Origin of the sequence: Hydrogenophaga sedimenti, from assembly GCF_051857515.1 — a bacterium.
Classification (GTDB): domain Bacteria; phylum Pseudomonadota; class Gammaproteobacteria; order Burkholderiales; family Burkholderiaceae_C; genus Hydrogenophaga.
On the sequence record NZ_JBPZHA010000010.1, the window covers coordinates 135081 to 147843 of the forward strand.

The window sequence follows — 12763 nt, forward strand, 5'->3', positions numbered from 1 at the left end:
GGGATCACGCCACCCACTTGCGCGCGTTGCGCCAGATGCGCATCCACGGGCTGTGCGCGTTGATGTCGCCGCTGGTCCAGCTCATCTGGATGTTGCGGAACACGCGCTCGGGGTGCGGCATCATGGCCGTGAAGCGGCCGTCGGCCGTGGTCACCGCCGTCAGGCCGCCCGGACTGCCGTTCGGGTTGAACGGGTACTGCTCGGTGGCGGTGCCGGCGTTGTCGACGAAGCGCATGGCCGCAATGGCCTGCGCCGGGTTGCCACGGTGCTTGAAGTTGGCAAAGCCCTCGCCGTGCGCCACGGCGATCGGCAGGCGGCTGCCGGCCATGCCCTGCAGGAACAGGCTGGGCGACTGCAGCACCTCGACCATCGACAGACGCGCCTCGAAGCGCTCGCTCTGGTTGGTGGTGAAGCGCGGCCAGGCTTCGGCGCCGGGGATGATGTCGGCCAGCTCGGCGAACATCTGGCAGCCATTGCACACGCCCAGACCGAAGGTGTCGGCACGGCCGAAGAAGCCCTGGAACTGCTCGGACAGCAGCGGATTGAAGGTGATGCTGCGCGCCCAGCCGATGCCGGCCCCCAGCGTGTCGCCGTAGCTGAAGCCGCCGCAGGCGACCACACCCTTGAAGTCGGCCAGCTTGGCGCGGCCCGACTGCAGGTCGGTCATGTGCACGTCGTAGGCCTCGAAGCCGGCCTGCGTGAAGGCATAGGCCATTTCCACGTGCGAGTTCACGCCCTGCTCGCGCAGGATCGCGACCTTGGGGCGCGACAGGTTCAGGAACGGTGCGGCCAGGTTGTCTTGCGGGTCGAAGCTCAGGCTGACGTGCATGCCCGGGTCTTGGGCCAGGCCGGCCGCTGCGTGCTCGCTGTCCGCGCAGGCCGGGTTGTCGCGCTGCTGGTTGATCTTCCAGCTCACGCTGTCCCAGACCTGGTGCAGGTCGAACAGGCTCGCGCTGAACACGGCCTTGGTGTCGCGCCAGACCTGCAACTGGCCCTTGCCCACGTCGATGGACGAGGACTGGGGGCGGGTCTTGCCGACGAAATGGCTGTGCTTGGACAGGCCGTGCTCGCGCAGGGTCTGCATCACGGCGTTGCGGTCTTCGGTCCTGACCTGCAGCAGCACGCCCAGCTCTTCGCTGAACAGGGCCTTGAGTGTGAGTTCCTCGCGGCGGGCGCTGACCTGCTGCGCCCAGTTCTTGGCGTCGCCGCTGTCCATGCGGCTGTCCGAAATGCCATCGCCTTCGGTGACCAGCATGTCCACGTTCAGCGACACACCCACATGGCCGGCAAAGGCCATTTCGGCGGCGGCGGCCAGCAGGCCACCGTCCGACCGGTCGTGGTAGGCCAGGATCTGGCCCTGGGCGCGCAGCGCGTTGACGGCGTTGACCAGGTTGATCAGGTCCTGCGGGCTGTCCAGGTCGGGCACTTCGTCGCCGGGCTGGCCCAGGGTCAGGCCCAGCACGCTGCCGCCCAGGCGGTTGCGGCCCTTGCCCAGGTCGACCAGCACCAGGGTGGTGTCGTCGAGGTCGCGGTTGAGCTGGGGCGTGAGCGTGCCGCGCACATCGGCCAGGGTGGCGAAGGCGGTGACGATCAGGCTCACCGGCGAGGTGACCTTCTTCTTCTCGCCCTCGGCGGTCCACTGGGTGCGCATGGACAGGCTGTCCTTGCCCACGGGCACCGACACGTCCAGCGCCGGGCACAGCTCCATGCCGATGGCCTTGACCGTGGCGTACAGGTCGGCGTCTTCACCCGGCTCGCCACACGCCGCCATCCAGTTGGCCGACAGCTTGACGCGGGGCAGTTCGATCGGTGCGGCCAGCAGGTTGGTGATGGCTTCGGCCACCGCCATGCGGCCCGAAGCCGCGGCGTTGATCGCCGCCAGCGGCGTGCGCTCGCCCATGGACATGGCTTCGCCGGCGAAGCCGGCGTAGTCGGCCAGGGTCACGGCGCAGTCGGCCACCGGCACCTGCCAGGGGCCGACCATCTGGTCGCGGTGCGACAGGCCACCCACGGTGCGGTCGCCGATGGTGACCAGGAAACGCTTGGACGCCACGGTCGGGTGACTCAGCACGTCGATCACGGCCTTCTCCAGCGACACGCCGGTCAGGTCCATCGGCTGGAATTCACGCGTCACCGTCTTGACGTCGCGGTGCATCTTGGGCGGCTTGCCCAGCAGCACGTCCATCGGCATGTCGACCGGGCTTTCATTGCCTTCATCGACCAGCGACAAATGGCGCTCTTCGGTCGCCACGCCGACGACCGAGAACGGGCAGCGCTCGCGCTCGCAGAAGGCCTTGAACTGCGGCAGCGACTCGGGCGCGATCGCCAGAACGTAGCGTTCCTGGCTCTCGTTGCACCAGATTTCCTTGGGCGCCAGGCCGCTTTCTTCCAGCGGCACGGCGCGCAGGTCGAAGCGCGCGCCACGGCCGGCGTCGTTGGTCAACTCGGGGAAGGCGTTGGACAGGCCGCCCGCACCCACGTCGTGGATGAACAGCACGGGGTTCTTCTCACCCTGCGCCCAGCAGTGGTTGATGACCTCTTGCGCACGGCGCTCGATCTCGGGGTTGCCGCGCTGCACGCTGTCGAAGTCCAGCGAGGCCGCGTTGGTGCCGGTGGCCATGGAGCTGGCGGCGCCGCCGCCCATGCCGATCTTCATGCCCGGGCCGCCGAGCTGGATCAGCAGCGTGCCGGCCGGGAAATCGATCTTCTTGGTCTGCGTCGCGTCGATCTGGCCCAGGCCGCCCGCGATCATGATGGGCTTGTGGTAACCGCGGCTCACGCCGCCCACGTCCTGCTCGTACTCGCGGAAATAGCCCAGCAGGTTCGGACGGCCGAACTCGTTGTTGAACGCGGCGCCGCCCAGCGGGCCCTCGGTCATGATCTGCAGCGGGCTGGCGATGTGCTCGGGCTTGCCGCCCGGCTGGTCGCTCAGGCCGCCCCAGAGTTTGGAGACGGTGAAGCCGGTCAGCCCGGCCTTGGGCTTGGAGCCGCGGCCGGTCGCGCCCTCGTCGCGGATCTCGCCGCCCGCGCCGGTGGAAGCACCGGGGAAGGGGGAAATCGCGGTCGGGTGGTTGTGCGTTTCCACCTTCATCAGGATGTGGTGGGTCGCGGCTTCGGCTTGATAGGCGGGCGACGCCTTCACATCGGCGCGGGCGACGAAGCGCTCCAGCTGGTGGCCTTCCATGATGGACGCGTTGTCCGAGTACGCCACGATGGTGTGCTGCGGACTCGTCTGGTGCGTGTGGCGGATCATGCCGAACAGGCTCTTGTCCTGCGCCACGCCGTCGATGGTGAACTGCGCGTTGAAGATCTTGTGACGGCAGTGTTCGCTGTTGGCCTGCGCGAACATCATCAGCTCGACGTCGGTCGGGTTGCGCTTCAGACCGTTGAAGGCGTTGACCAGGTAGTCGATCTCGTCGTCGGCCAGGGCCAGGCCCCAGTCCACGTTGGCCTTTTCCAGCGCGGCACGGCCGCCGCCCAGCACGTCCACGTGCTCCATGGGCGCGGGGTGCAGTTCGGTGAACAGCGCTTCGGCCTGTGAACGCTCGGTGGTCACGGCCTCGGTCATGCGGTCGTGCAGCGCATCGGCCACGGCGCGCAGTTGTTCTTCGCTCAGGCTGGCCTTGCCCAGCAGGCCGGATTTGAGACCGATGCGGAACTCGACCAGGCGCTCGACGCGGTGCAGCGCCAGGCCGCAGTTGTGCGCGATGTCGGTGGCCTTGGAGGCCCAGGGCGACACGGTGCCCAGGCGCGGCATGACCAGCAGCGCGGGCGCGCCGGCTTTCTCGGCGGCCAGATGCCCTTCGCTCGCCGGCTCGCCGTAGGTCATGAGCTGACCCAGGCGCTCCACCGTGGCGGCATCGGGCGCGGCGTCGAACGACGCCAGGTGCACGAAGCGGGCCGAAAGGCCGGTGATCTTGTCGGAGATGCCCTGCAGACGGGGCAGGAGTTGCTGGACTTTGAAGTCGCTGACGGCATTGCCGCCGTCAAAAAAGCGCAGGTGCAGGGTCACGGTGGGTGGCCTTGGGGCTGGCGGGCGCGGGGCGCGTCCCGGGGATGGGGGAAACCCGCGATTTTACCCGCCGCCCTGCGGCGCACCGACCGGTCAGAACTGATATCCGACCGTGAACTTGACGACCGGCAGCACCTTGGTGCCGTTCAGGTCGTCCTGCACCTTGTTTTGTTCGGCGGCAATCGCCGACTGCGCGCCGGGCTGCGCCATCAGGCCGCCCGAGCCGGTGAGCGTCACCTTGGGCTTGCCGATGCTCACGCCCAGGTCCAGGGCAAAGGTCAGGCCCGGTTCGTTGAAGCGGCCATGGCCCCAGCCCACGCCCAGGTACGGCATGGTGCTGGGGTACTTGATGTCGGCGCGCAGCGAGTTGCCGGCGGCGTTGAAGCGCTGGCCGTCGATGGTCACGGTGCCGTCGGTGGCCTGCGCCTGCAGCGAGGCCGAGGTGCCGCCGAAGGTCGCGCCGCCGACCAGGCGGAACGAGCCCATGAACGGACGGAAGTCGAGGAAGACGCCGTTGCCCTTGAGCTTGACGTCGCCCTTGTAGGTGATCTGGTCCTCGGTGTAGGTGTCGGACTGCTTGAGCTGCGCGAGTTCACCGCGCACGCCCAGCGCCGGGCCGACCGGCAGGTTCACGCCAACCCCCAGGCCGCCGGAACCGACCACACCGTACACACCGACGCCCTGCGCCATGGCCGAACCGGACAGGACCAGCAGGCTCAGGCCCGCGACATGCAGCTTCTTCATGCAAACGCCTCTTTCATTCAATCTTGGGAAGGGGGAGCGGCGCAGTATAGAAGTGGCCCAGAGGAAGAAGTGGCGATTTCACCCTTCGTTTCAAACGGTTGCGGGTCACGGGATAATCCTGTCCCATGAGCATCACCTACAAAGACGAGGCCGGCATCGCCGGCATGCGCACCGCCTGCCGACTGGCCTCCGAGGTCCTGGACTTCCTGACCCCCCACATCCAGCCCGGCGTGACCACGCTGGAAATCGACCGGCTGTCGGCCGAATACATGAAGCAGCAGGGCACGCGCTCGGCCACCGTCGGCTACCAGCCCGCCGGTTACCCGCCCTACCCCGGCCACCTCTGCACCTCGATCAACCACGTCGTCTGCCACGGCATTCCCAACGAGAAGCCGCTGAAGAAGGGCGACATCCTCAACGTCGACGTCACCGTCATCACGCCCGAGGGCTGGTACGGCGACAACAGCCGCATGTTCCTGATCGGTGGCGAGGCGGCCTGCAGCGTGCAGGCGCGCCGCCTCTCGCAGGTCACCTTCGAAGCCATGTGGAAGGGCATCGTGATGGTCAAGCCCGGCGTGCGACTGGGCGACATCGGCCACGCGATCCAGACCTTCGCCGAAGGCAGCGGCTACACGGTGGTGCGCGAGTTCTGCGGCCACGGCATTGGCCAGCGCTTCCACGAAGACCCGCAGGTGCTGCACTACGGCCGCCCCGGCACGCTGGAGGAACTCAAGCCCGGCATGACCTTCACCATCGAGCCCATGATCAATGCCGGCAAGCGCGACATCAAGGAGATGGGCGATGGCTGGACCATCGTCACGCGCGACCGCTCGCTCTCCGCCCAGTGGGAGCACACCGTGCTGGTCACGCCGACCGGCTACGAGGTGCTGACCCTGTCGGCCGGCAGCCCGCCGCTGCCACCGTTCGTGACCACCACGTCCTGCTGAATCCGGGAGCCTGCATGGGTGACGTTCCCGGCGACATCGTCGCGCTGCGCCAGCGCTACAGGCAGGACAAGACCGCGCTGCTGGAACAGCTGAGCCAGCAGGGCGCGTCCATGCGCGGCGTGCGCCAGGCGCTGCAGCAACTGGCCCGCCTGACCGACGACACGCTGCGCCAGCTCTGGACCAGCGCCGGCTTCGGCCCTGGGTTCGCGCTGATCGCGGTCGGCGGCTACGGCCGCGGCGAGCTGTTTCCGCATTCGGACGTCGACGTGCTGGTGCTGCTGCCCGACGGCGTGAAGCCGGATGTGGACGAAGCGCTCAAGAACCGGCTCGAAGCCTTCATCGGTTCCTGCTGGGACGTGGGACTGGAGATCGGGTCGAGCGTGCGGACCACCGCCGAATGCGTGGAAGAAGCGGGCCGCGATGTGACGGTGCAGACCTCGCTGCTGGAATGCCGGCTGATCGTCGGCGCCCGCCAGCAGTTCCCGGCCCTGGTGCGGCAACTGGGCGAGGTGATGGACCCCAAGGCCTTCTTCGTCGCCAAGACGCTGGAGATGCGCCAGCGCCACACCAAGTACGAAAACACGCCCTACTCGCTCGAACCCAACTGCAAGGAGTCGCCCGGCGGGCTGCGCGACCTGCAGGTCATCCTCTGGGTCGCCAAGGCCGCCGGCCTGGGTCGCAGCTGGGACGAGCTGGCACGCAAGGGGCTGGCCACGCCGCTGGAGGTGCGCCAGATCAAGGCCAACGAAGCCCTGCTCAGCCTGATCCGGGCGCGCCTGCACCTGCTGGCCCACCGGCGCGAAGACCGGCTGGTGTTCGACCTGCAGACCGCCGTGGCCGAGTCGTTCGGCTACAAGTCGCAGCAGCCCGCACCCGACACCCAGCCACCGGCCAGGACCGCGCGCAGCACCCGGCGCGCCAGCGAAGAGCTGATGCGCCGCTACTACTGGGCGGCAAAGGCCGTGACCCAGCTCAACCAGATCCTGCTGCTCAACATCGAGGAGCGCCTGAACAGCGACGAGATCGGGCCGGAAGCCCTGCGCCCGATCAACGAGCGTTTCTTCGACAAGGCCGGCATGCTGGAGGTCGCCAGCGACAACCTCTACATCCGCCAGCCGCACGCGATCCTCGAAACCTTCCTGCTGTACCAGACCACCTTGGGCATCAAGGGCTTGTCGGCCCGCACGCTGCGCGCGCTCTACAACGCACGGCCGATCATGAACGGCGCCTTCCGCGCCGACCCGGTCAACCGCTCCACCTTCCTGCAGATCCTGCAGCAGAACGACGGCATCACGCACGCGATGCGCCTGATGAACCAGACCTCGGTGCTGGGCCGCTACCTCTGGGTGTTCCGCCACATCGTCGGCCAGATGCAGCACGACCTGTTCCACGTCTACACCGTGGACCAGCACATCCTGATGGTGCTGCGCAATGTGCGCCGCTTCTTCATCGCCGAGCATTCGCACGAATACCCGTTCTGCTCGCAGCTGGCCGCCGGCTGGGACAAGCCGTGGATCTTCTACGTCGCCGCCCTGTTCCACGACATCGCCAAGGGCCGCGGCGGTGACCACTCCGAGCTGGGCGCCAAGGACGTGCGCAGCTTCTGCCGCCAGCACGGCATCGAGCGCGAAGACAGCCGCCTGATCGAGTTCCTGGTGTCCGAGCACCTGACCATGAGCCGGATCGCGCAGAAGGAAGACCTGAGCGATCCCGACGTCATCAAGGCCTTCGCCGAGCGCGTGGGCGACGAGCGCCGCCTGACCGCGCTCTACCTGCTGACGGTGGCCGACATCCGTGGCACCAGCCCCAAGGTCTGGAACGCCTGGAAGGGCAAGCTGCTGGAAGACCTGTACCGCTACACGCTGCGCGCGCTGGGCGGCCGCGCGCCCGATCCGGACGCCGTGGTCGAGGCCCGCAAGCGCGAGGCGCTGTCGATGCTGGCGCTGCACGCCCTGCCCCACCTGGCGCACAAGACGCTGTGGGAAACCCTGGATGTGGGCTATTTCATGCGCCACCAGGCCGACGAGATCGCCTGGCACACGCGGGTGCTGACGCGCCAGCTCGCGATCAACGCCCGGGGCGAAACCGGTGTGGCGGCCGCACCGGCCGGCGAGGCCACCGGGCCCGACGCCGCCATCGTGCGTGCCCGGCTGTCGCCGGAAGGCGAGGGCCTGCAGGTGCTGGTCTACGCCCCCGACCAGAGCGACCTGTTCGCCCGCATCTGTGGCTACTTCGACAACGCCGGCTTCTCGATCCTGGATGCCCGCATCCACACGACCCTGACCGGCCATGCGCTGGACACCTTCCAGGTCGTCGCGCCCACGCTCTCGGACCACTACCGCGAGCTGACCGCCATGGTGGAAAAGGACCTGGCAGCCACGATCGACCAGCGCGGCCCGCTGCCACCGCCCAGCAAGGGCCGGCTCTCGCGCCGGGTCAAGAGCTTCCCGATCACGCCGCGCGTGGACCTGCGCCCGGACGAAAAGGCGCAGCGCTGGCTGCTCAGCATCTCGGCCAGCGACCGCGCCGGTCTGCTCTATTGCGTCTCGCGCGTGCTCGCGCGGCACGAGATCAGCGTGCAGCTGGCCAAGGTGACCACGCTGGGCGAGCGCGTCGAAGACACCTTCCTGATCAGCGGCTTCGAGCTGCAGGTCAACAAGCGCCAGATCGAGATCGAGACCGAGCTGCTGGAGACCCTGGAGGGCTAGACACAGCCCCCCAGGTCCGGGTCAGCGCGGAACCGGTTCTGCCGGGCTGCCGCTGACGCCCCCTTGAGGGGCCGACGTCGCAGGGCTGCGCCCAAACAAGCGTCCAAAAAACAGCGACACGTCGTCGACGATCGTGAACACCGCCGGGATCACCAGCAGGCTCAGGAAGGTCGAGGTGATCAGGCCGCCGATCACGGCGATGGCCATCGGCGAACGGAAGCTGCCGTCGGACTCGCCCCAGCCGGCCGCGATGGGCAACATGCCGGCGCCCATGGCGATGGTCGTCATCACGATCGGGCGCGCCCGCTTGTGGCAGGCGTCCAGGATCGCATCGAGCCGCGTCAGGCCGTGCACCCGCCGCGCCTCGATCGCGTACTCGACCAGCAGGATCGAGTTCTTGGTCGCTACCCCCATCAGCATGATCAGGCCGATCAGCGAGGGCATCGAGAACGCCTTGTTGGTCAGCAGCAGCGCCACGAAGGCACCGCCCAGCGACAGCGGCAGCGCGGTCAGGATGGTGAACGGGTGCAGGAAGGCCTTGAACAGCAGCACCAGCACGATGTAGATGCACAGCACGCCGGTCAGCATCGCCAGACCGAAGCTGGCGAACAGCTCACCCTGCACTTCCGCATCGCCGATCTCTAGCACCTGTACGCCCGGCGGCAGGTTGCGGATGCTCGGCAGTTGCTCGACCGCGGTCTTCATGTCGCCCAGCGCAATGCCGGCGAGTTCGACCTCGAAGTTGATGTTGCGCGCGCGGTCGTAGCGGTCGATCACGGCCGGGCCACCGCCGAAGCTCAGCGTGGCGACCTGGCTCAGCATCACCGGGCCCTTGGCGCCCGGCACCGACAGACGCCCCAGCACCTCCAGATCCTGGCGGGCAGCGCCGTCGAGCTTGACCACGATCGGCACCTGCCGCTGCGGCAGGTTCAGCTTGGGCAATGCGCTGTCGTAGTCGCCCACGGTGGCGATGCGCAGGGTCTCGGCGATCGCCGAGCTGGTCACACCCAGATCGGCGGCACGCTGCAGGTCCGGCGTCACGTTGATCTCGGTGCGCACCAGCGCGGCCGACGACTGGATGCTGCCCACGCCCTGGATGGTGCGCAGGTCGCGCTCGATGGCGCGGGCGGCGGTCGACAAGGCATTGGCGTCGTTGCCGGTCAGGGTCAGGATGTACTTCTCACCCGAGCCGCCAAGGCCGACCTTGTAGCGCACGCCGGCGATGCCGGACATCACGTCGCGCAGCTGGTTCTCGATCACCTGCTTGCGCGGCCGCTGATGACGCGGATCGAGCTGGATCGTCAGCGCCGCCTTGCGCGACTCCTGCGCGCCCTGCGGGGCGAACGGGTCGCTGCCGGCCGAGCCGGAGCCGATGGTGGTGTAGACCGACTTGACGTGTTGCACGCCCGCGACCAGCACCCGCGCGTGTTCGGCCGTGGCCACGGTTTGCTGCAGCGTGCTGCCGGGCGGCAACTCCAGATAGACCTGGGTCTGCGAGTTGTCGTCGGCCGGCACGAAGCCCTGCGGCAGCAGCGGAATCAGCATCACCGAGCCGGCGAAGAACAGGGCGGCGCCCGCCATCGTGATCCAGCGGTGGCGGATGCACCAGGCCGCCCAGCCCTGGTAGGTGTGCAGCCAGCCCGGCTCGTTCTGGTTGGTCATCCAGGTCCAGATCGCACCGAGCACGCGGTTGTTGCGCGCCCAGCCCGGCTCGTCCTTGGCGGTCACGACCGGCTTGAGGATGTAGGCCGCCATCATCGGCGTCAGCGCCCGCGCCACGATCAGCGAGGCGAACACCGCCAGCGCCGCCGTCCAGCCGAACTGCTTGAAAAACTTGCCGGGAATGCCGGCCATGAAGGCCGTCGGCAGGAACACCGCGATCAGCGAGAAGGTGGTCGCGATCACCGCCATGCCGATCTCGTCGGCCGCTTCCATCGCGGCCTGGTACGGCGACTTGCCCATGCGCATGTGACGCACGATGTTTTCCACCTCGACGATGGCGTCGTCCACCAGGATGCCGACCACCAGCGACATCGCCAGCAGCGTCACCACGTTGATGGTGAAGCCCATGTAGTGCATGCCGATGAAGGCCGGAATCGCCGACAGCGGCAGCGCGATCGCCGACACCACCGTGGCCCGGAAGTCGCGCAGGAACAGCCACACCACCAGCACCGCCAGCAGCGCGCCCTCGTACAGCAGCGTCATCGAGGCGTTGTATTCCTCCTCGACCGGCGTCACGAAGTCGAACGACTCGGTGATCTGCAGGTCCGGACGGGCCGCCTGCATGTCCTTGAGCTTGGCCCGCACGCCGTGGCCCACTTCGACTTCGCTGGCGCCGCGGCTGCGCGCCACTTCAAAACCGACCACCGGCTTGCCGTCGAGGAAGGCGGCGGCCGTCGGTTCGGCGATCGTGTCCTTCACGGTCGCGATCTGGTCCAGGCGGACCCGGCGGCCGTCGGACAGCGAGAGTTCGAGCGCGGCCAGTTCTTCGGCCGACTTCATCGACGACAGCGTGCGCAGCGGCTGCTGGCTGCCACCGATGTCGGCCCGGCCCCCCGCACTCTCGATCTGCACCCGCGCCAGCTGGCGCGAGATGTCGGCCGTGGTCGCACCCAGCGACTGCAGCTTGAGCGGGTCGAGCAGGATCTGCACCTCGCGGTTGACGCCACCGACGCGGTTGACCGCCCCCACGCCACGCACCGACAGCAGCAGCTTGGCCACGTCGTTGTCGACGAACCAGGAGATCGCCTCGTCGTCCATCTTGTCGGAGTGGACGGTGTAGGCCAGCACGGCGCCACCGGCCAGTTCGAGCTTGTTGATGATCGGTTCGCGCAGGTCGGTCGGGAGGTCACCGCGCACCTTGGCCACCGCCGAGCGCACGTCGTCCAGCGCTTCCTGCGTGCTCTTTTCAATGCGGAACTCGGCAGTGATCGACACCGTGCCGTCCTGCACCTTGGTGTAGATGTGCTTGAGACCCTGCAGCGACGCCAGGCTGTTTTCCAGCTTGCGCGCGACATCGTTCTCCAGCTGGTTGGGCGCGGCGCCCGGCAGGCTGGCGACGATGGTGATGTTGGGCACGTCCAGGTCGGGGAAGTTCTGCACCTTCATCGACGAGAACGAGAACAGACCGGCGAGCGTCAGCATGACGAACAGCATCGCCGCCGGAATCGGGTTCTTGATGGACCACGCGGAAACGTTCATCGCGGGTCCTTCACTTGGCCAGTTTCACGAGGTCACCCTCGTTGAGGAAGCCCGCGCCCTGCACCGCCACCGACTCCTCGGCCTTGAGGCCGTCGAGCACCTCGACCCGTTCGCCCGTGCGGCGGCCGGTCTCGATCTTGCGCTGCGAGGCCTTGTTGTCGGCACCGACCACGAACACGTAGTTGTGGCCGTCGCGCACGACGATGGACTGGGCCGGCACGGTCAGCGCCTGGCTGGCGCCGAGCTGGAACTGGCCGCGCGCGAAGGTGCCTGCCTTGAGTTCGCCGTGTTTCGGCAGATCGGCGAACACCAGCACATTGCGGGTCTGCGGATCGGCGGTCGGCGCGATCGCGCGCACCGTGCCGGTCACCTTGAGGCCACTGGCGGCGGTGACGTCGACCTTCTGCCCGACCTTGACCTTGCCGACTTCGGACGGCGTCACCTCGGCGCGCCACTCCATGCGGCTCTGGCGCACCAGTCGGAACAGTTCCTGCCCCGCACCGGCCACGGCGCCCACGGTCGCCGTGCGGGCCGAGATCACGCCGTCGTCGGGCGCGCGCACCTGCGTGTTGCCCAGCCGGATCTGGCTCGCGCCGTAGGCGGCCTTGGCCGCTTCGAACTGCGCCCGGGTCACCTTTTCCTGCGTCAGGTACTGCGCGATCTGCGACTTCGACAGCGCACCGGTGTTCTCGATCGAGCGTGCGCGGTCGGCGTCGGCCTTGGCGTTTTCGAAGCCGGCCTCGGCCTGCATCAGGGCCGCCTTGCCCTGCAGGTTCTCGGCCTCGGTGGTTTCGCGGGCGAAGGTGGCCAGCACCTGGCCCTTCTTCACCGCGTCGCCGATGTTGACGTTCACCGTCGCCAGCCGCAGCCCGGGCACCTCGGCGCCGACGCTGGCTTCCTGCCAGGCGGCGATGTTGCCGTTGGCCTGCAGCAGCAGCGACAGGCTGGCCGACTCGGGCTTGGCCGTGGTCACCGTCATCGCGGGCTTGGGCGCAGCAGCGGGAGCACCCGCAGCCGCCGCAGGGGCAGCGCCTTCCTTGCCGTCCTTGGCTGCGGGCTTGTCGTCCTTGCCACAGGCGACCACGAGCACCGAGGTCAGCAACAGGGCGGCCGCCACGCGGCCCGTCGGGTTCAGATGAAAAGGGTGCATG

The 12763-nt window shown here is 68.1% G+C and carries 6 protein-coding genes; 2 read left to right on the plus strand and 4 right to left on the minus strand.

Going from position 1 to position 12763, the window contains the following annotated elements; translation table 11 throughout:
• Positions 1 to 4 precede the first annotated feature (4 nt).
• Together purL and ACS5NL_RS16860 are read right to left on the minus strand one after the other, a co-directional pair.
• Positions 5 to 4012, minus strand: a complete 4008-nt coding sequence (gene purL, locus ACS5NL_RS16855) for a phosphoribosylformylglycinamidine synthase (protein ID WP_439355036.1) — start codon at positions 4010 to 4012, stop codon at positions 5 to 7.
• Positions 4013 to 4105: 93 nt separating this feature from the next.
• Complete coding sequence (locus ACS5NL_RS16860) at positions 4106 to 4756, minus strand: hypothetical protein (protein WP_439355037.1); 651 nt, start codon at positions 4754 to 4756, stop codon at positions 4106 to 4108.
• 125 nt (positions 4757 to 4881) lie between these two features.
• Here ACS5NL_RS16860 and map point away from each other — a divergent pair, with 125 nt between their 5' ends.
• Both map and ACS5NL_RS16870 read left to right on the plus strand, forming a co-directional pair.
• Positions 4882 to 5703: a type I methionyl aminopeptidase gene (gene map, locus ACS5NL_RS16865; protein WP_439355038.1), complete on the plus strand. Its 822-nt coding sequence runs from the start codon at positions 4882 to 4884 to the stop codon at positions 5701 to 5703.
• A gap of 14 nt (positions 5704 to 5717) precedes the next feature.
• Positions 5718 to 8411, plus strand: coding sequence for a [protein-PII] uridylyltransferase (locus ACS5NL_RS16870; protein WP_439355039.1), 2694 nt, complete (start codon positions 5718 to 5720; stop codon positions 8409 to 8411).
• 21 nt (positions 8412 to 8432) lie between these two features.
• On the opposite strand, the gene ACS5NL_RS16875 is transcribed toward ACS5NL_RS16870, so the two are convergent.
• A complete protein-coding gene (locus ACS5NL_RS16875; RefSeq protein ID WP_439355040.1) occupies positions 8433 to 11612 on the minus strand; it encodes an efflux RND transporter permease subunit in 3180 nt (1059 codons plus the stop codon).
• A 10-nt stretch (positions 11613 to 11622) separates the two neighbouring features.
• On the minus strand, positions 11623 to 12762 hold the full coding sequence (locus ACS5NL_RS16880) for an efflux RND transporter periplasmic adaptor subunit (protein WP_439355041.1): 1140 nt from the start codon (positions 12760 to 12762) through the stop codon (positions 11623 to 11625).
• Between the last annotated feature and the right edge of the window lies 1 nt (position 12763).